The following is a 17,947-nucleotide window of genomic DNA, read 5'->3' on the forward strand; positions in this document are numbered from 1 at the left end:
TTGTCCCCGCGTTGTTTGGTAACGTTACCAATATGCCCCCAAGGGTGTCAACCACTTCATGCGGCGGCGAGTTCCCTGAAATTTTGAGACGAGGCAACGGCTCAGCCCTCCCGGCACTGTTGACGTGAAAGGCAATAGGGACCCTCCTTCCTGCTCGGTCGGCACCTAGCCCGCCGGTCACCCTCCCTAAGCTCCCGTTCGAGATCTCCTCCGGGACGTCGCTGAGGCCGCGTGATGCGCTCTCTCGACGTGGTGACTTGTGCCGCGAAGTCGCGCACGGTTTCGTCGCGCCCGAGAACCCCGGTCAGCACTTTCTGATCGGTCACTCAGGGCTACGAGGCCCGCCTAGAGAAACGAGAACATCATGGCAATCCAGCAGCAGAGCATCCCACTCTACAGAACCCACAGGACGCCGACTGCGCCACGGCCTACTTCGTTGCCACTCGCTGCATCTCGACGTCGTCGTCGGGGAAAGATGTCCAGCCATCCGGGTCCGTGAGGTCAAATCGGTATCGCAGGGCCAACCATCCCCAATAGACGTACGACTCGAACCCGACGAGTTCACCGTCGAGACTGAAGCCCTCCGCATCGGCGAAACCCGAGCCACGACCCATGCCTTGCTTCCGTTCGAACTCGAACACGGAGGCGTTGACCAGCAACTGCATTCCAATATGCGGCGGATCATCGACTGCGGAGAGGTCATCTAGATACTCGACGAGAGCCTTCGGCGCGGAAAGACCGATCACCGTCGCACGACAGCAGATGTGCTTCACCCAGTACTTGATCAAGTTGGCTCGACTGAGTTCCCAGTCGCCACCATAGACATCGCTGAAAGCAAACAGCCCCGACTCACCGACCACCTCGTGCGTGTCTAGATACTTCAGCAGGGTTATGTAGGAGTGGTCAAACGGGTGACTCCGGGCGTTGTTGCAATCACGACAGAGGCTTGGTTCCCACTTGAGGATGTCAGCCTTCGCGCCCCTCACATCGGTCGGTGCAACGTCAGAACTGAAGTGAACGACGGCGTTGTCGCCAGACCAGGATCCGCGACCGTGGTTCAAACGCAACTCGGCCGCGGCAAACTTGTGTTCGCGGGAATCGGCTAGCGCGCCGCACCACCAACAGACCGGACCAGCCACGGCTTCTAACTCTTAGCCTTCGCGCGAGGCAGGTCCGACTTCACGAGGTTGACGCCGATGGAGCTCAGCTTGAGGTCGTCGGACTTCGCACTGCTGAGGAACCCGGCCCTGCGGGACTGAGACGCCGCGTTGGCAGCATCGCTCGGAAGCCTCCAGTCCGCAACCATGAAGCAGCTCATCACCTGCGCGACGGTCGTGGCTTCCAACTCTGCGATCCTCAGGATCCAATACACAGCGACGGCGTATCGCTCGTCGTGACCGACCGGCACCTTTTCAGCGGCGAAATCCTTGAATGAGATTTTGCCCTCCGGAAACAGTTCGATGTCAGGATCATTGGAAACCGACTTGCCAGACTTCGAGCCGTTCTTACGCGCACGTGGGCTCGACTTCGAGCCGGCGTCGGTCGAGGCAGGCGCGGGAGCAGGGGCCGACGAGGAAATGTTCCCCTCCTCCTGCTGGCGAGCCGGAGAGGTCTCAGCGATGAGGGAAGCGCCGCCGATCAAGTACTGAAAGGCACCGGCCTGCAGCTTCCTCGGAAGCGAATTCACTACGTCAGCTGCCCGGGTGACACGGTCAAGCCGCGTCTCGAATTCGGTGTTGTCCATCGGATCCTCCATTTACTAGTTCGGGTCTATGACTTCGAGAGGGAGTGGATGAGCTTCTCTGCCGCCTCAACGCCGGGCGGGAGGAGTCGAATGAGCTTGGTCGTCTCGTCGAAATCGATCAGCCGTTCCTTATGCATCGGACGAAGCACCGCCTTCCGCACATCATTCGGCCTCTTGTGTTCGAGCCACGAGACCAGCTCGGCCTCGGTCGCCTCGGTGACGCCCGCGAGCAGCAGCAGCACCTGCTGCTTGAGGGTCAGTCCTGTCCGAAGGACACGTCGCTTCTCGCCCCACTTCCACACCAGACTGATCTCGCGCTCGACAAGCGCCTCGACGACCTCGCTGGCCTGATCGGTGGTCAGTCCATGGAAGAGGCGGACGAGTTCAGCCATGAGCCACTTGCTCATGTAAAGGACCGCGGTGGCGTCCATCTGGTTCGGGTTGACGTCGCCGCCCGCGTGCCCAACCCCGCGGTTGTTTCGAATCTCGTAGAGCGCGACGATCATTCGAGGGATCTGGATTCGCGGAGAACGATCCGCCGCGGTGTATTTCTGCTCGAGAGCGAGGCAGGCCGCGGGCATGTTCCGGGGCTTACTGGCCCGGGTGGGATACGTGCCGGATAGATAGCCCTCCACGATCGTATAGACAGCTTCGCAGAGCTTCCCACCATTGAGCTCGGAGGGCTCCCACCGATGCTCGGCGTAGTTCGTGACGACTTCTGCATGGGCATCAAGCAGGTCCTGAACGAGCGTCGAAGGCAATGCCGCAAACGCGGTCTTCGGGTCAATCGACATCGGAACCCGCGAGCATCGCCTCGACTGCCTTCACGCCTGCGGTCGTCAGCTTGTAGGTCTTTCGAGCCTGACGACTCTTTCCGGTCTTGGCGGTTTGCATGATCAGCGCGGGTTTCTGCGCCTCCGCTGACCCGAGGGCATCGGTGATATTTGGGATGCCCTGGCCCATGTTCTTGAGCGCGACGTTCAAGGTGAACGACTGGAAAGTCGGGTTCCCCTGCACAACCTGGAACCAGTACGCAGCCAGCAAAGCTTTGTGGGCGTTGGTCTTCGCAACGCCCGTCTCGAAGATCTCGTCTATCGACGTGTAGCTTCGGATCGGCACTCCGACCGAGGAGGGTGGCGAGGTATCCTCGAAGTGTGAAGTCGATGCGACACCGGTCTTGATGTCTCGCACTGAGTAGCGGTCGGCGGCCCATCGTAGAACTCGGCTTTGCTGTTCGGGTTCGAGCGGAGAAAGTGCTGATGAGATAGCTCCCATCGCCTTGATCTCCAGATCTTCGTTCTCAGTGCTCATGGTCCCCTCCCGGGTTTGGTTGAGGAGACAGTACCACGAAACATCGGTCTTAATTACCGATGTGATTACTGATTTACGCGCCTACCTCTCGTTGCCTGATGTTGTTCGTCGATCCGCCGGGCAGATTCCCTGTAATAACGGGCTAAGAAACACCATTCTTGGAAGATGCGGCAGTTCGTCCTAGCGAGTACGCACTGCATGTTCGTTTGCTCAAACTGGCGATTAGGCATCGATAAGCCAAAATTAAGCGGAAAGTCAGGCCCACTGGGCGGAAGGTTCGTTGAACTAGACCCGACCGGACATGCGGACCGCGACGTGCTTCATGCGTTTGGCTTTACTTGTCGGGGTGCTGATGGCAGAAGATCGTTTGGATCAGCGGGTTCTCGGGCCATTGCGGAGACGTGCCTGAGCTCATGCACACCGCAAGCTCCGATTCGCTGCCGAGGTTGGCGGCACGGATGGGCGTCCCTGCTGAAAGCCGTGCTCGATGCCGAGCAGTAACCGCGAACTTTTCGCTCATTAGCGACAGATCACAGTCGATCGTCTCACCGCGCTCACTCCACGCGGCGGGGATTCACACGTAGCATCGCAGCCTCTTCACTATCGAACGTGCATCCGCAGCGACACCGGCAGCTCGATTTCCCGCACCGCAGCATCCTCGTCGCCACCATCCAGCCGATCCAGCAGCATCCGCGCCGCCGTCCGTCCCAGCTCGCGCGGATCATGATCAATGACGCTGATGGGCACCGGTGACAGCTCGGCCAGCTCGAAGTCGTCGAAGCTCATGAGTTCGGGGAAGTCGGTGGCGGTCTTGATTCCGACATGCAACTGCTGGCTGATCTCCTTGACGGCACCGATCGCGTTGCGGTTGTTGGCGCAGAAGATCGCGGTGGGCGGATTCTTCATACCGAGCAGCGCACGGGTGGCGTCACGGGCCTGGTCGACGGTCTGCTGCCCGGCGGCGATGAGTGCCGGTTCGACCTTGATACCGCGTTCTTCAAGTGCACGGATGAACCCCGCGTGCCGGCGCTCGCCGGTGAAGATCGAGAGGGTGTTGCCGAGGTAGCCGATGCGGGTGTGGCCGGCGTCGATGAGGGCGATGGTGCCGCGGTAGGCACCGTCGTCATCGGCGAGCACGACGCTGTCCGCCTCGATTCCGTCGACGCGTCGCGAGGCGAGCACGACAGGCACGCCCTGGCTCTGCGAGTGCGCGAGGTGGCCAGAGGTGGAGCTGGCGGGGACGACGATGAGACCGTCGACGCGTCGCCCGAGGAAGTCGCCGACGAGCTCCGCCTCGCGGCCCGGATCCTCTGAGGTGTTGCCGAGCAGGATTCGTCGTCCGGTGAGGGCAGCTTCCTCTTCGACGCCGAGCGCGAAGGTGCTGTAGTACGGGTTGGCGATGTTCGTGATGGCGACACCGATGAGTCCACTGCTGTGGCCAGGGCGGATGCTGCGCGCGTTCTCGTTGCGGTGATAGCCGAGTTCGGCCACGGCATCCATCACTCGCTGCTGCACGTCGGGCTTGACGTTCACGCCACCGGAGAGCGTGCGCGAGACGGTCATCGGACTCACGCCCGCGCGCTGTGCGACCTCCTTGACGGTCGGACGGTGCGGCTTCTCAGCCATGGCTCTGCCCTTCGGTGTGCGCTCCCTTGTGAAGCGTGAGGAGCGCTACGAGGGAACGTTACCAGCGACTCTCAAGAAGAGACCAGCCGAGGCGGGCTCGCCGTCGATCTCGTTGAAATGCTGATGCATCCGGTTCGAGTCGCGTCCTGGATCGAACGTGACTACTCGGCTTGTTGCGGCGCAGGATCACTCGGGATGCTGGCTGTGATCCTCGACGTCGGGTTCTGCCCGGAGCAGGTCAGCGGCCTCTTCCTCCGGGCGGGGCGCGATGTTCTCGTCGAGCTCGATCTCCGGCACGGTGGCCTCGCCCGGGCCGGGGATGTGCTCCCGGTGCGGCTGGTCGTTGTGAGACTCCACGGTGGCTCCTTCGCTCTATGGCAGCCTGCGGTCGTCGACCGCGGCAGGCTCAGAGATCCACCTTGCCGCTTTCGCCGCCGTCGTAGCGCTCGCCGGTGATCTTCGACTTCACGAAGCTGAACGCTGTGGCGATCTTTCCGCCTGGGGTGTCCCAATACTCGGCCGAGTCCGCGCTGAACTTGAGCACGCCGACTGCGGGGTCGTCCGGACCATCGGGGAACCAGGCCTCGACCACTGGGTTCCACAGCTCGTTGAGCTTCTCGCGGTCCTCGACGAGTCGTGCCGTGCCCGAAAGTGAGACCCAGGCGTCATTCGAACTGAGCGAGACGTTGGCGTGCGAGTCGGCGGCGAGATCTCTGATCGGCGACGAGTTCTTCGAGACGAGGAACCACAGGTCTCCATCGAACTCCGCCTCCTGCACCGTGAGCGGGTGCGCGACGAGCGTGCCGTCGGCGTGGCCCGTGACGAACATCCCGAATCGGAACTTTTTGACGAGTTCTGCGACCTTCGCGCGATCGTCCGTGGAGTCAGTCATGTCGTTCACCTTTCTCTTCCGTTCCATCTGTCGCGGTCAACGATGCACTCTCCCTGCATTAGTGAAAATGGGGTTGAAAGCGCCGAGCACCCGAGATATGGGCGGGATGATCTCGGTCACTGGCCTTGCATCTGCTCCCAGCCTGACCAGTCCGGACTTTCGATGACGCAGAAGCGATTGCCTTCGGGGTCTTCCATGATCACGTAGTCGGCGTCGTCCGGTAGGCCATCCCATTGCACCTCGCGCGCGCCGAGCTCGGTGAGGCGTCGGACCTCGACGGCTTGATCGTCGGCGTAGATGTCGAGGTGGATCCGCGGAGGCAGGATCCGCTCGGAATGGCGGACGTCGAGGGAGATGCAGGGGGTATCTGCGTCACGCGGTTTGAGAACGACCCAGTCGTCGTCCGCCGGGTCTCGCTCGACGTAGTGGAGGGCGGCTTGCCAGAAGCGGGATTGCGCAGTGAGGTCGTTCACACGAATCACGATTGACACGATCTTCAACATGCGGGTCAGCATAGGTTGGCGTGCGGACCCTGGCCAGAGGGTTGTTCGTCAGAAGATCAGCGATTCTTGGCTTCATCAGGTGGCGAGCCGATCCGGCCGAAGTCGCTGGCCAACCAGCTCTCGATCGACGCGAACGGGAACTCCCGCGACGAGTGCGCGCCCGGAAGGATGCTGGTCGACTGCATCCGGTCCAGTCGGAACAGGCGCCAATCTCCTCGGTCGATGTCGAAACCGACGACGTACCACTGCCGCTTCCGTAGGAAGTGGCGGTGCGGCTCGACCACGCGCGCGGACTGCCGCCCGGATTGATCGGTGTAGTCGAAGCCGACGCGTGCACCTTGGGCGACCGCATCGGACAGGATGCCGACGAGCGCCCAGTCCACGGGTGCGGGCGACTCCTGCAGGATCTGGGTCGAGATCGCGGTGGCTGCCGCGCGTCGGCGCAGGGCGGGCGGCAGCGTCTGCTCGAGCTTCGAGCGGGCGACGGATGCCGAGGGGTCATCGGGGCTCCACGTCTCGAGCACGAGCAGACTCGTGATGATCGTGGCGACCTCGTCAGCGCTGAGGAGTAGTGGCGGGATCTTCGTCCCTGGCCGCAGCTGATATCCGGCTCCTGGACCCGGTCGGGACTGCACGTCGTAACCGAGCTCGCGCAGTCGTTGGGTGTCTCGCCGTACGGTCCGCTGGCTCACCTCCAGTCGCTCAGCGAGTGCAGCAACGCTCCAATCGCCGCCTGCCTGGAGCAGTGAGAGCAGGCGCAGGGTGCGATTCGATGGTGAGTCCACGATTCCATGATCGCCGAAGATGCGGTCAAAAACAGGCCGCATCTGGTTCTAATGTGGCCAGTCACAGACGAAAGGACTCGTTATGCGAATCGCTGTCACCACACCCAACGGCAATGTCGGACACCACCTCACGCGGATGCTGGTGCGCTCAGGGATCCGGCCGCTGCTGCTCACCCGGCACCCAGAGCAGATATCCCCGGAGCTGATGCCCTACGTCGACGTGGCGCGCGCGGACTCCCAAAATGCCGATGAGGTCGTGGACGCGACTCGCGGCGTGAATGCCATCTACTGGGTCGATCCGTCTGTCATGTCGGAGGATCCGCTCACGGATTACGCCCGTGCCACGGAGGCTCTCATACGTGCGGTCGCCGAGAACGGCATCGGTCGCGTCGTGTTCCAGAGCAGCGTCGGCGCCGAGAAGCGTCACGGTGCCGGTGAGATCGACGGACTCGCGGCGACCGAGGTAGCGCTGGGCGGTCTCGACATCGACGTCACCCATCTGCGGTGCGGTTACTTTTTCACCAACCTGCTGCTCGACGTCGGGTCGCTGAACTCCGGCATGCTGCAGACAGTGCTGCCTATCGACGCGTCGATGGCCTGGGTGGCGCCCCGCGACATCGCCGAGGTGGCGGCGCTGACGCTGCTCAATCGTGAATGGACGGGGCATCGCGTGCAGGCCGTGCACGGGCCTGAAGACCTGAGCTGGGCGCAGGTCGCCCGGATCCTGACGCAAGAGCTCGGGCGAGATGTGACCGTCGAACGGATCGCGGATGAGGAGATGCGGCAGCAGTATGTCGACGCAGGGATGCCGACGGCGATGGCGGATGCCGTGCTGGGGATGTCGACCGGACTGCGCGATGACTTCACGCCTGAGCAGGAGCGGTCGGTGGTGACGACCACTCCGACGACGTTGCGGACGTGGGTGCGGGAGGAGCTCGCGGGACGCGGCGATCGATCGGGGGCGTTCGAAAAGGGGAGTTGAGCTCGGATTCGCGAACGTCGATAGAGCTGTCTTGCGCTGCTTCTTTGCACCTCAGTCGCAAGCGATGCCGTCTCCATCGCGGTCGAGATCATAGACATCTGAGCCGACGATTCGCACGGGCCCCTGGACGTAGCCGGGCCCATCCCCGCTTCCTCCTTCACAGTCAACGTCGCTGGCGACGGGGACACACGCATCCGCGTAGTTTGGATCGCAGCCGCCGCCGTCTTGCTGGGCAAAGGGGACCGGCGCGGGCGCGGGTGGTGGCGCCGGTGCTCGGCTCCCGACCGCGGTGACTTCTGTGACGGGTTCCAGCCGCGCAGTTGCACTGACGGTTTCTCGTGCGACCTCCTTGCCATCGACGAGAGTCACGCGATATTTCGTCACCATGATCCCGTCTACGCCGATTGCCGCAACGGTTGTGGTGCCTTGGTCGAGCTGGGGGTCATCAACGGTCGTGCGCTCGAATGGAATCGGGCTTTCCTCGCTGACTGTTGTAAAGGTGGTGGGGTTGGGAGTCGGCGTCGGGCGCGGCGTTGAACTTTGACTGGCTGCGGGCGCGACCAAGGCAGTGGGAGTGGCGGGCTCGTTCACGCTGGCACTTGAGATCCCGGCACCAAGCACGAGCATCGTTGCGGTACCCAACGCGGCAAACCCAGCTCGTCGCGAGCCGAGGCCCAGCCGAGGCATTGGGCGGCCAGCTATGGCGACGATCGCCAGTCCTGCGACAACGAGGAAGATCAGAGTCACAATGACCGGAGACCACCTCGCAAGGAGGCCGCCAACGACGAGCGCGCACACAATGAACGCGACCACTAGCCACGCCTTCTTGCTCTTTGTTCGTGATATGGCCGGTTCGGAAACGGTGGCCTGATTCAGCGGCGCAGTTGCGTTTGTCCATTGGGTCCCGTCCCACCAACGGAACTGGCCAGGGTTTTCGGGATCTATGTGCCAGGAGGCAGGGGGAAGTTCGGGCATCGCGTGCATCTCTCGGGCTGAGGCAAAGAAAGACCAATCGGGCGCAGGATGCATCCAAGGCTATGTATAGCCCCTTGAAGAGGCGTCCACAACCGGTTTGGACTGCGACTCTCGTGATGAGAGATCCGATGAAGGCCTAATCGGGTCGTCACTGGCCGATCAGCGCGTGGAGTTGTGCACGCAGCGCCGGATCACAGACGTACACGTAGGTCCCGAGCATGCCGCGTGTCAGGAGTACCCCGTATACGTTGCGGATGAATACCAGGAGATCACCTTCATCAAACGAACCCTTCAGATGCCCGGTGTTCTCCTTGCCTTTCTTGTCGCGGTAGGCGTCCCAGTCCGCGACGATCTGGCCCGACGCGGGATCGACGCGGAGATCGGGCCCGATGATCACTCCGGCATAGTTGAGGTCATACCCTTGCACGGTGTGAATCGACCCGACCTCGTCGAGTGACTTCTTCGAGTTGATCCAGTCCTTAGCCGTGCTGTTCCAGCGCAATTTCTCGCCATCGAGTTCGATGTCAAACGCTGCGGGATCCTTCTTCGAGATCCAGTCCCACGCGTAGCCAGCAACCAGACGCGATAGCCCGACTTCGGCGTCCTTTGTGTGGATTGCCGCACGCATCTCGCCGAGGTCATCGAAGATCTGCAGATCGTAATCCCCAAGATTTGGTCGTGGTGGGTTCTCGCCGCGCAGCATTGCACGGACGAACTCCACATAGTCAGTCCCAGCTTGCACGCGCATCTGCGTCGTGAGCCGGTAGTGACGATGAGCGTCTTTCGCATCGCGAACTTCTCCGCCAAGCACAGCCGGGGACAGGTCGTGCGGACGCACGCTCTGCTCCCCGTCGAGGAGTAAAAGTTGATGCTTGCTGCGGGCCTTTATCCAGGAGAGTTGTGTGTAGCGGGGGTCATCCTCGCCGAAGAGGGCCTTGTTGATCTCACGGAACTTCTTGTTCTGTACCCCCGAGGCCTGGTTCGCGCGCTGTCCAAGGCGATGCGTCTCATCGACCAGGACCAGATCGAATTCGATGTCCGATTCGCCGATCTGGAATGGGGTCATCACCATCATCGGATCGAGCTTCGACGTCTTCTTGAAGACCTTTTTCACTGACTCACGCAGCGACTGCTGTGGAACCACGAGCGCCATTCGCAGGCTCGCGAGTAAAGCTCGGTTCTCCGGCACGAAGAACTCCGCGAACATAGACTCTGGGTCGACGTCGTCGTGGTCTTGGTAGTCGCGAATGTCGGCGAGAAGCTTCATCAGAAAGATCGCGATGATTGTCTTTCCCGTTCCTGGATCTCCCTGCACGACAAGCGTCGAGCGAGCATCCGGATGCTGCAGGTCGTCGAGCAGGCCCTCCACTATGTCGCTGATCGCGATTGCCTGGTCGTCAGTCAGCGCCTTGAACGGTGAGAGCTTGAAGAGATCCGAGTTTTCAATCTGTGGAATGCTTCGGGCAAAGAGCCCTTCCGAGCGAAGAGCTTCGAACACGTCGCGGAATGATTCGCGGTAGAGCTCCCGGTCGTAGTACTGCGCATCTGTGAGGCCGTCGTTGCCATTGAGAATCGCGTACTGTCCGTCGCCGTGGAACCAGCGGATGAGGTGCGATTCGAGGTCGAGGCACGCGGACTTGTTGAAACGCTCATCGATCACGACGCGAACTGAGTCGAGCCCTTCGTCCTTTTTCGAGCCAGCGAGATGCTGGCGCATTCGCTTCTGGGTGCTCGTGGTCTCACCGACGTACAGCTTCTTCGTCCGCCGTTGTCCATCGATCACGTAGACGACTGGCCAGTTCGTATGGCGTGGATTTCCCCTCGCCCAGTCGTCGACCGTCTCGCGTGCGAAAGACAGGCGTTGGATGTCGAAGCCAGTCATTCCTTTTCGCCCTGATCCGCGGCCAACTCGGTGTATTTCGTCATCCGGCCCTTGGCGAGTTCGACCGGATACTTGGCCCTCGTCGACTGAAGCTTTCTCATCACGATTTCATCGAGATCGACACCGATCTTGTTCGCCAGGTGAATGCAGTAAGTAACGACGTCGGCGAGTTCTTCCTCAACGCGCGTCTGGTCGAAGTTGGACGACCACTGGAAACACTCGAGAAGCTCGGATGCCTCAATCGAGATGCTCTTCGCGAGGTTCTCCGGGGAGTGGAACTGATCCCAGTCCCGTTCGGCGACGAAGGTGCGAAGGGCGGCGAGGGTGGAAGGGGTGGGCATGGGGCCGAGGCTAGCAGGGCAGGTGGCGTTCTCGGCGTCTGCCCACGGTAGCCTGTCCACGTGATTCGACCTCATGCCGAACAAGACGCTATCCGCGACGACGTCTTCCGGTGGCTCGACCTGCGCCGCAACGCGGGCGCCTACGAGTACAGCCGCGACGAGCTGGTCAACTACATGTTCAACGGGGAGCGGATCCCTCTTCTCGACACCGGCCGCGGAATCCGTAATCCGGTGGACTTCGACTCGACTCTGACGATTATGACGAGCTCGAAGAAAACGGCGTACTCCGACGGGATTAGCCCCGAAGGGCTCGTCACGTACTCGTATCAGTCACGAGAGGGTGGTGACAATGTCAAACTGCGACGCGCCTTCGAGAGAGCCGATCCGCTCGTTTACTTCCTGGGCGTGCGGCCGAGTTATTTTGTCGCCTTCTACCCTGCGTACATCGTTCATGACGACCCGGTTAGGCGCACCGTGAGTATCGCGCTCGATGAGACTCTTCGGCATTTTGACGATCCGCTCAATCTCAAAGAATACGAGCGCCGGTACGCAGAACGTCTCGTCAGGACGCGCCTGCATCAGCCGATGTTCCGCGCCCGCGTGTTGCGGGCTTACAACACAGCGTGTGCCATTTGTAATCTAAAACACGCTGAACTGCTTGACGCCGCACACATTATTGCGGACTCGCAGACGGGAGGTGTCGCCGAAGTGACCAACGGGCTCGCGTTATGCAAGATCCATCATGCGTCGTACGACCAGAACCTCCTGGGCATCACACCTGACTATGAAGTTCGGATTGACCGCGACCTTCTTGAAGAAGTCGATGGGCCGATGCTGCGGCACGGCCTCCAGGACATGCACGGGCGCCCGTTGACACTGCCACAGCGCACGGCCGATTACCCGTCGAGACAAAAATTGGCGGAGAAATATGCGTTATTCGCTGCATAGCGTCAGCGCTTACGCGAGGCCGCCGAGGATGCGATCGACGGTAGGAATGTCCGCGGGCGCCCAGTCGACGCTATAAAGGTCCGTCAAGGGGATCCACCGGAGATCAGCGTGTTCAGTGAGGCGCGGATCGCCATCGACGATCGTCGCGTAATAAGTGGTGAGTGTGACGACGCCGAACTCGTACTCGTGCGTCGTTGCCTCCACTCGTTCGCCTACGGAGACCGTACAGAGAAGCTCTTCCTGTATCTCACGTGCGAGTGCGTCCTGCGGGGTTTCACCAAACTCAACTTTCCCTCCCGGAAACTCCCACAGCCCGGGTAACGACATCGTTCGACTGCGCTGGGCGGCGAGCGCCGCACCATCGCGAATCAGCACTGCTCCCACGACATTGATCTGCTTCTTCAAGCGGCTCTCCGTGTTCGACGGCCCGCCCGCAGTCTAGCGACCGGGGCGCGGCGCTGTGACACTCCAGGGCGACCGGTCATTTGATGCCGCGGGACCGGCGCATCCCTCGGCTCCGGGCGGTGAGCGTTCTTTGTGGCTTTCGCCGGAGGTTGTCCGAGAACGATTCGGCCAAGCGGCGGTAGCTTCCTGCGCGGCGCTGGAGCCAGATCCCGAGCGCGACGAAACCGAGAACGAGGAGCACCGGCAATTGTCCGATCGGCTCCGTGGATTCAAACATCTCGAGGATCGTCGTGCCGACGAATGCGGAGAACACCACAACCAGACCTATGCCGATCCATTCGTGGAGGAGAGCGATATCATTCGCGCGACGCGCGTACCGCTGAGCATCTGCAGCAGACACGAGGGCCTTCGGATCCGGGAAACTCGGCCGCCTCCATGTGGGCCACGGTCGGTCAGCGGCACGCTTCTGTTGCTCGGACATTCCGTCGAAGTAGGGGACTGCGCTATTCGCCGCCATAATCCGGTGGAGTCCGCGGTGGGTGAGTACGTCGAGCAACACGAGGCTGATCGTCAGCCCAACGAATACGGCGTCTTTTTCCTCGCCGGACGGAGCGCGGAGGACGGCTACCTGTGCGAGCGTGGCGATGACGCTCAGGGCTGCCAGCCAGGCCGTGCGCGAGCGCAGCGTGGCAAATATCTGATCCCGCGTTCGCCCGGATGGGCCTGCGAACAAGCCGATCCCGCAGGTGATGGTGAAGGTCCGCAGTAGAAAGACGAGCGCGAGGGCCGCAAGGGGTGAATCCGGCCATGTGCCTAAATGGGGCCTCGAGTACCGGTTGCGTTTCCGGGTATGCGAGCTGCACGGCCACCATGACCGCTACGGTGACAGGGGCGAGCAACAGCAGGCTGGAAAACGTCCAGAGAGTCCGCGCGCTCCGCAAAGAACCATGTCCGATGGCCACAATGCGGCCCGTGCGAGTAGTGAATGCCATTCGTGCAGGCTACGTAGAGCTTCCGACATCAGCGCAATGCTCGGGCAGCTGCGTCCACAACGGTCGAGGTGCCCTTCACGCTCGGAGCACGTTGCCGGTCGCTGCCTGATCCACGAAGGGTGTCAGACGATGACCATCCGCCTCAGGGCTGCCCAAATCCGTACGTGTACTGACCGGAGTCCCAGTTCATGGTGGCGTTGTAGTAGTAGCCAGACATGGTGCCGTCGCCGTTGTCCACGTTTGCGACGAAGCACTGGAAGACGGTCGTCTTCTGAGCCAGATCATCCGTCGACCCGCCGTCAAGCGGATCGCAGGAGACCTCGATAATCGGTCCGTCGATGATGCCCTCTTCAACATGGCCTTCTGCCATCGTCTTGATCGAGCCCTCGACGCCGTCAACGGCGACCTCGCGGCCGTCGCGTTCGCGCTGATCGGCCGCGGCCTGTCGTTCCTCTTCTGCCTCAGCTCGAGCTTGCTCGGCGGCTTCGGCGTCTTTGACGTCCTGAGCGGCTGCCGCTTTCTCCGCTGCGACTTGGTCGTTCTGAAGCTTGATCGTGAACGCGATACCCGCCCCGGCGAGAACCAAAACGACGGCGACGATCACCGTCCAGAATCCGAGCCGTCGTCGTGACGACCGTGAACGCGGCTTGCCCTGTGTTTCGTCAGTATCGAGTCGAGACGGTGTTTCAGGGGCCTCGAGATCCAACCAGTCTTCACCGTCCCAGTAGCGTTGCTTCCGCGTCGGATCGGGATACCAGCCCGCCGGTGCCTTAGGTGCGTTTTCCGACATGATGGTGCTCCTTGTGCTAGACGTCACTCCGTATCGTGAGTCGAGCGGCAGGCATGAATACACGCCTGTCACTCATCCTGCTACGGCTTGACGAAGACCTCGTCGGCCAGCATCCCGGGGCGAACGCGGATCAGGGCTGTCTCTCCGTCGGGGATGAGGAACGCCTCTGAACCGGTGGCAGACGCGCTGTTGTAGAGCTCATCCATTCCGATACCGTCGGCAAGCGAGACCATCGCGTCGTAGCTGTTCACAACGTTGCCCGCACTGGTCACAAGGGCCATGCTGACCTCGACCGCGAGACCCGATTCATCACCTGTGTATGTAACCGTGTAGTTCACGATCTCGTAGTGCGAGCCAGCAGGTGCCGGGTCGTTGAACATGTTGCCGTCGGCGACTGCGGCGGCGCCGTCGACAGTGTGACTGTTCACGACCACGGTCCAGTCGTCAGTGCTGATCTGTGAGGCGATCGGGTACGGGTTCTCACGCGTGCCCTGCGCGGCAGCTTCGGCCGGCTCTTCCTCGACTGCCGCTGCGTCTTCTTCATCCGCGGGCTGGGTGACCGTGGTATCGGTATCGCCGAAGGCCTCACTCGCCGCGTTTGCGATCACCGCGAAGAAGACGACGAAGCCGACGATCGTGCCGACGATCGACACGATCAGGCCGACGATGCCCATCCACTTGCGGTCGCCCTTGAGGAACAGCGAGACGATGCTGAGCACGAACGCGATCGGCAGCAGGATCCAGCCGAGGATCAGCGCGCCGGGGATGCACGCGAAGACGAAGCCCGCGATGGCGACGATCAGCGCGATCAGCGCGATGACGTTCGTCTTCCTGGGTACGGATGCCGCTGCAGTAGGGGGTGGCATCGGCGGCGGCAGTTGCTGCGGAGCAGGGGCTGCCGGGTTGAGGTCGGACATTTGGGTCTCCTTCAGGAGTGTGTGTGGAGCACCGGCCTGCCCCGCGACGGATGCCGTTGGGCGCCAACTCGCACGCACACCGAATATCGCCCTGATCAGGGCGCGAGTCGGGAGTTCGGGTAGAGCTCTGTGCTCCATGCGGACCGGCTGGGTGCTAACACTAGCCCCAGGGGCCGACATTGTTCACGTCCCGAGAGAACACTGGAATGTCCTGACTCTCGATGGCATCCGTTCCTGGCATCCATCGCAGAACTCGCCAGTCGTCGGGTGTTCGAAGGCGGTCTCGAGGAATCCAATCGTGGGTCACTTCACATTCCTCGAAAAGCACGGAATCGCATCCGAATGCCTACCGCGAACTAGGCTCATCCCCATGCCCTGGCGCACCATCGAACTCCACGTAGACCGCGACAGCGTTGCGATGGGCGACGACGCCATGTCGCACGCCAAGAGGACGACCGTTCGCCGAGGCACACTGCTCAGCGCCGCCATCGAGCAGTGCTCACCCGAGATCAAGGCCCAAGGCTGGTCATGGGTCACCGTCGTCGACCGCGAGGTCGCCGCAGTCTGGTCCATCGATCACGGTGCACAATTGCTCGTAACTGACCGCAAGCTCACACGCGGACCGGTCGACATCCACTTCCGATACTTCGTTCAGATCGATCCCGACTGGCTCTTCGATCGTCTCGCTCAGGGCGCACGTGCCGACCTGCGAGCACTCGAGCACGAGTACGCCCCGATCGCGCGCGAGAAGTACCGGGCCGAGCTACTCCGCCGCGAGCGCGAGATCGATGCCCGGCTGCTGAGCTCCGACTGCATCGAGACCATCCGGCATTACGGCGCCGACGTCACACTGCACGCCGACATCGCCTGCGACTTCACTCACCGAGGCGAGACGTGGGCGGTGAGGCGCGCCGACACCATGCTCCAGGTGTTCGTCGGTGGAGGAGCGCCGATCGCGTCGATTCGACCTCACGCACTCGGAGAAGCGTGGGTCGTCGGAATGCTCGGCGCATCGGTGCGAGCCGCCTCCGGGCTCCCTGACCTGCCCGATGTCGACCCTCTGCCAGGCCTCGAGCTCACACAGACGGGAGGACGATGGATGTCGCACGGAGCGCCCACCGTCCAGGTCACAACGGAACGCGCAGCACGCGTCGCACGATTCGTCTTCGGGCGTTCAGTCGACGAGGTCCGGGCACTTCTCGAGGTCTGAACCCGCTACCCGACGTCCCCGAACTCCACGACCCCACCGACGACAGTCGCGGTCACTTCCTGCTCCGCGATCCGCTCAGCCGGAATCTCATACAGGTCGTCACTCAGCGCGATGAAGTCCGCCAGCATCCCGACCTTCAAGGTCCCCTTCGAGAGCTCCTGACCGACCGCATACGCCGAGCCATAGGTATAGGCCCGCACGGCCTCGTCGACGCTGATCCGCTCGCGTTCACCCAACACCGCACCGGAACCCGTCCGTCGCAGCACCATGTCGCGCAGTGAGACGAGCGGGTTTGCATCCGAGATGGGGGAGTCGGTCGATCCATTCAGCACGATCCCGGCATCCGCCAGCGACTTCACCCGGTAGATGTCGTCGCGGCGATCCTGCTCCACGGCAGCGGCCATGCCGTCGCCGAAATCCGAGAGGAACACGCCCTGCGGCACCGGAATCACCCCGAGACGAGCAGCGCGCGCGACGTCAGCGTCGCTCGCCAGCGCAAAGTGCTCGATGCGGTGGCGCACGTCGGGCCGGGGCGCGATGCGCTGCGCCTCTTCGACAGCATCCAGCACGTGAGTGATCGCGCGGTCGCCGATCGCGTGCGTCGCGACCGTCCACCCTGCGCGATGCGCGCCGACGATGTAATCGCGTAGTTGGGAAGGCTCGTGCAGCAGCACACCGAAGTTGTCGGCCTCGCCGTGGAAGCACGCGTGCATGGCCGCCGACCGCCCGATGAACGAACCATCCGCGACGATCTTCACCGGCCCCACCCGCAGCATGTCGTCACCGAGCCCGGTGCGGATGCCGAGGTCCAGCCCCAGCACGTCCTTATCGGGCAGGTCCTCGAACGGATGCAGCACGGTGATGTACGGCATGAGGGTCGTCCGCACCCGCAGCATCCGCCGCTCGACCGCCGTCTGATACGCGTGGTAATCGAGCGGGCTGTTGCCGACCACCCGGATCTCGCCGATCCCGGGCTCGGTGACCGAAGTGAGTCCGTAGCTGAGGGCCTGATCGCTCGCGAGGGCGAGATTGCGCTGCACCTCATCCAGCTCGACGGGACGCACCAGTTCATTGATCGGACCCATCGCCGACTCCTGCAGCAGACCCTTCGGCCGTCCATCGGCATCGCGCGGGATGCTGCCACCGGCGATGTCGGGATACCCCTCCCTGCGCGGGTAACCGGCGAGCTCGAACGCACGCGTGTTGGCCACGAGCATGTGCCCGGAGACGTGCTCGAGGATGACCGGCCGGCCACCCGCAGCCCGATCCAGCGCTTCCGCCGTCGGATGATCCTCGAGGAAGTTCTGGTCGTACCCGGCCCCCCGCACCCACGCATCCGGTGCGAGACCGTCCGCATACTCGCGCACCGCGTCGTACAGCTCAGCCAGCGAGTTCACCACGCCTGGACGCAGGTTGAGCGACGCGAGCCGGAACCCGGTCAGTGAGAGGTGATGATGCGCGTCGTGGAATCCGGGCAGCACCGGCTGCCCGTCGAGGTCGACGATGCGGTCGGCATCGAGGCCGTGCAGGTCGTCATCGAAGCCGACGATGCGGCCGCCCAGCGTGCCGATGCTGTGCGCGAACGGCCGCTTCGGGTCGAGGGTGCGGATGCGGGCATTGGTGAAGATCGCGTCGATATGCATG

The 17,947-nt window shown here is 62.5% G+C and carries 20 protein-coding genes; 3 read left to right on the forward strand and 17 right to left on the reverse strand.

Going from position 1 to position 17,947, the window contains the following annotated elements; all coding sequences use genetic code 11:
- Positions 1 to 428: 428 nt before the first annotated feature.
- The 9 genes from QFZ46_RS09650 to QFZ46_RS09690 form a co-directional block, all read right to left on the reverse strand.
- Positions 429 to 1,139, reverse strand: coding sequence for a hypothetical protein (locus QFZ46_RS09650; protein ID WP_307360805.1), 711 nt, complete (start codon positions 1,137 to 1,139; stop codon positions 429 to 431).
- A gap of 5 nt (positions 1,140 to 1,144) precedes the next feature.
- Positions 1,145 to 1,744: a hypothetical protein gene (locus tag QFZ46_RS09655; RefSeq protein ID WP_307360807.1), complete on the reverse strand. Its 600-nt coding sequence runs from the start codon at positions 1,742 to 1,744 to the stop codon at positions 1,145 to 1,147.
- 26 nt (positions 1,745 to 1,770) lie between these two features.
- Positions 1,771 to 2,538: a hypothetical protein gene (locus QFZ46_RS09660; protein WP_307360808.1), complete on the reverse strand. Its 768-nt coding sequence runs from the start codon at positions 2,536 to 2,538 to the stop codon at positions 1,771 to 1,773.
- Positions 2,528 to 3,055, reverse strand: a complete 528-nt coding sequence (locus QFZ46_RS09665) for a hypothetical protein (RefSeq protein ID WP_307360810.1) — start codon at positions 3,053 to 3,055, stop codon at positions 2,528 to 2,530. Before QFZ46_RS09665 ends, QFZ46_RS09660 begins: the two co-directional genes overlap by 11 nt.
- Before the next feature lie 600 nt (positions 3,056 to 3,655).
- Complete coding sequence (locus tag QFZ46_RS09670) at positions 3,656 to 4,681, reverse strand: LacI family DNA-binding transcriptional regulator (protein ID WP_307360812.1); 1,026 nt, start codon at positions 4,679 to 4,681, stop codon at positions 3,656 to 3,658.
- A 186-nt stretch (positions 4,682 to 4,867) separates the two neighbouring features.
- Complete coding sequence (locus QFZ46_RS09675; protein ID WP_307360814.1) at positions 4,868 to 5,038, reverse strand: hypothetical protein; 171 nt, start codon at positions 5,036 to 5,038, stop codon at positions 4,868 to 4,870.
- Positions 5,039 to 5,087: 49 nt separating this feature from the next.
- A complete protein-coding gene (locus QFZ46_RS09680; protein ID WP_307360816.1) occupies positions 5,088 to 5,573 on the reverse strand; it encodes a pyridoxamine 5'-phosphate oxidase family protein in 486 nt (161 codons plus the stop codon).
- 116 nt (positions 5,574 to 5,689) lie between these two features.
- A complete protein-coding gene (locus tag QFZ46_RS09685; RefSeq protein WP_307360817.1) occupies positions 5,690 to 6,076 on the reverse strand; it encodes a VOC family protein in 387 nt (128 codons plus the stop codon).
- 56 nt (positions 6,077 to 6,132) lie between these two features.
- Positions 6,133 to 6,861, reverse strand: coding sequence for a helix-turn-helix transcriptional regulator (locus QFZ46_RS09690; protein WP_307360819.1), 729 nt, complete (start codon positions 6,859 to 6,861; stop codon positions 6,133 to 6,135).
- Between the two features lie 82 nt (positions 6,862 to 6,943).
- Here QFZ46_RS09690 and QFZ46_RS09695 point away from each other — a divergent pair, with 82 nt between their 5' ends.
- Positions 6,944 to 7,843 carry an NAD(P)H-binding protein gene (locus tag QFZ46_RS09695; protein WP_307360822.1) on the forward strand — a complete coding sequence of 300 codons (900 nt, stop codon included), beginning with the start codon at positions 6,944 to 6,946 and terminating at the stop codon, positions 7,841 to 7,843.
- Between the two features lie 51 nt (positions 7,844 to 7,894).
- Here QFZ46_RS09695 and QFZ46_RS09700 read toward each other — a convergent pair whose 3' ends face one another.
- The 3 genes from QFZ46_RS09700 to QFZ46_RS09710 all read right to left on the reverse strand — a co-directional run bounded on the left by QFZ46_RS09700 (position 7,895) and on the right by QFZ46_RS09710 (position 11,041).
- On the reverse strand, positions 7,895 to 8,818 hold the full coding sequence (locus QFZ46_RS09700) for a G5 domain-containing protein (RefSeq protein ID WP_307360825.1): 924 nt from the start codon (positions 8,816 to 8,818) through the stop codon (positions 7,895 to 7,897).
- 148 nt (positions 8,819 to 8,966) lie between these two features.
- Positions 8,967 to 10,700: a DUF2075 domain-containing protein gene (locus QFZ46_RS09705; RefSeq protein WP_307360826.1), complete on the reverse strand. Its 1,734-nt coding sequence runs from the start codon at positions 10,698 to 10,700 to the stop codon at positions 8,967 to 8,969.
- Positions 10,697 to 11,041, reverse strand: a complete 345-nt coding sequence (locus tag QFZ46_RS09710) for a nucleotide pyrophosphohydrolase (RefSeq protein WP_307360828.1) — start codon at positions 11,039 to 11,041, stop codon at positions 10,697 to 10,699. The genes QFZ46_RS09705 and QFZ46_RS09710 overlap by 4 nt, the downstream gene beginning before the upstream one ends.
- Before the next feature lie 60 nt (positions 11,042 to 11,101).
- Between QFZ46_RS09710 and QFZ46_RS09715 the strand changes: the two genes are divergently transcribed.
- Positions 11,102 to 11,989, forward strand: a complete 888-nt coding sequence (locus tag QFZ46_RS09715; protein ID WP_307360830.1) for an HNH endonuclease — start codon at positions 11,102 to 11,104, stop codon at positions 11,987 to 11,989.
- 9 nt (positions 11,990 to 11,998) lie between these two features.
- On the opposite strand, the gene QFZ46_RS09720 is transcribed toward QFZ46_RS09715, so the two are convergent.
- The 4 genes from QFZ46_RS09720 to QFZ46_RS09735 all read right to left on the reverse strand — a co-directional run bounded on the left by QFZ46_RS09720 (position 11,999) and on the right by QFZ46_RS09735 (position 15,093).
- The gene (locus QFZ46_RS09720) at positions 11,999 to 12,394 is read right to left on the reverse strand and encodes a (deoxy)nucleoside triphosphate pyrophosphohydrolase (RefSeq protein ID WP_307360832.1); all 396 of its coding nucleotides are present in this window, start codon (positions 12,392 to 12,394) and stop codon (positions 11,999 to 12,001) included.
- A 76-nt stretch (positions 12,395 to 12,470) separates the two neighbouring features.
- A complete protein-coding gene (locus QFZ46_RS09725) occupies positions 12,471 to 13,127 on the reverse strand; it encodes a hypothetical protein (protein WP_307360834.1) in 657 nt (218 codons plus the stop codon).
- Positions 13,128 to 13,528: 401 nt separating this feature from the next.
- Complete coding sequence (locus QFZ46_RS09730; RefSeq protein WP_307360837.1) at positions 13,529 to 14,248, reverse strand: DUF2510 domain-containing protein; 720 nt, start codon at positions 14,246 to 14,248, stop codon at positions 13,529 to 13,531.
- Positions 14,249 to 14,256: 8 nt separating this feature from the next.
- Positions 14,257 to 15,093 carry a hypothetical protein gene (locus QFZ46_RS09735; protein ID WP_307360840.1) on the reverse strand — a complete coding sequence of 279 codons (837 nt, stop codon included), beginning with the start codon at positions 15,091 to 15,093 and terminating at the stop codon, positions 14,257 to 14,259.
- A 370-nt stretch (positions 15,094 to 15,463) separates the two neighbouring features.
- Between QFZ46_RS09735 and QFZ46_RS09740 the strand changes: the two genes are divergently transcribed.
- Positions 15,464 to 16,303: a hypothetical protein gene (locus tag QFZ46_RS09740; RefSeq protein WP_307360842.1), complete on the forward strand. Its 840-nt coding sequence runs from the start codon at positions 15,464 to 15,466 to the stop codon at positions 16,301 to 16,303.
- Between the two features lie 5 nt (positions 16,304 to 16,308).
- Here QFZ46_RS09740 and QFZ46_RS09745 read toward each other — a convergent pair whose 3' ends face one another.
- Complete coding sequence (locus QFZ46_RS09745) at positions 16,309 to 17,946, reverse strand: amidohydrolase (protein WP_307360844.1); 1,638 nt, start codon at positions 17,944 to 17,946, stop codon at positions 16,309 to 16,311.
- Position 17,947: the final 1 nt, after the last annotated feature.

Source organism: Microbacterium murale, from assembly GCF_030815955.1.
Lineage (GTDB): Bacteria > Actinomycetota > Actinomycetes > Actinomycetales > Microbacteriaceae > Microbacterium > Microbacterium murale_A.

Coding starts and splice junctions, on each gene's coding strand:
- QFZ46_RS09740 (WP_307360842.1), top strand. CDS start 15,464: ATGCCCTGGCGCACCATCGAACTCCACGTAGACCGCGACAGCGTTGCG.
- QFZ46_RS09705 (WP_307360826.1), bottom strand. CDS start 10,700: ATGACTGGCTTCGACATCCAACGCCTGTCTTTCGCACGCGAGACGGTC.
- QFZ46_RS09680 (WP_307360816.1), bottom strand. CDS start 5,573: ATGACTGACTCCACGGACGATCGCGCGAAGGTCGCAGAACTCGTCAAA.
- QFZ46_RS09700 (WP_307360825.1), bottom strand. CDS start 8,818: ATGCCCGAACTTCCCCCTGCCTCCTGGCACATAGATCCCGAAAACCCT.
- QFZ46_RS09665 (WP_307360810.1), bottom strand. CDS start 3,055: ATGAGCACTGAGAACGAAGATCTGGAGATCAAGGCGATGGGAGCTATC.
- QFZ46_RS09695 (WP_307360822.1), top strand. CDS start 6,944: ATGCGAATCGCTGTCACCACACCCAACGGCAATGTCGGACACCACCTC.
- QFZ46_RS09685 (WP_307360817.1), bottom strand. CDS start 6,076: ATGTTGAAGATCGTGTCAATCGTGATTCGTGTGAACGACCTCACTGCG.
- QFZ46_RS09745 (WP_307360844.1), bottom strand. CDS start 17,946: ATGCATATCGACGCGATCTTCACCAATGCCCGCATCCGCACCCTCGAC.
- QFZ46_RS09670 (WP_307360812.1), bottom strand. CDS start 4,681: ATGGCTGAGAAGCCGCACCGTCCGACCGTCAAGGAGGTCGCACAGCGC.
- QFZ46_RS09710 (WP_307360828.1), bottom strand. CDS start 11,041: ATGCCCACCCCTTCCACCCTCGCCGCCCTTCGCACCTTCGTCGCCGAA.
- QFZ46_RS09660 (WP_307360808.1), bottom strand. CDS start 2,538: ATGTCGATTGACCCGAAGACCGCGTTTGCGGCATTGCCTTCGACGCTC.
- QFZ46_RS09735 (WP_307360840.1), bottom strand. CDS start 15,093: ATGTCCGACCTCAACCCGGCAGCCCCTGCTCCGCAGCAACTGCCGCCG.
- QFZ46_RS09655 (WP_307360807.1), bottom strand. CDS start 1,744: ATGGACAACACCGAATTCGAGACGCGGCTTGACCGTGTCACCCGGGCA.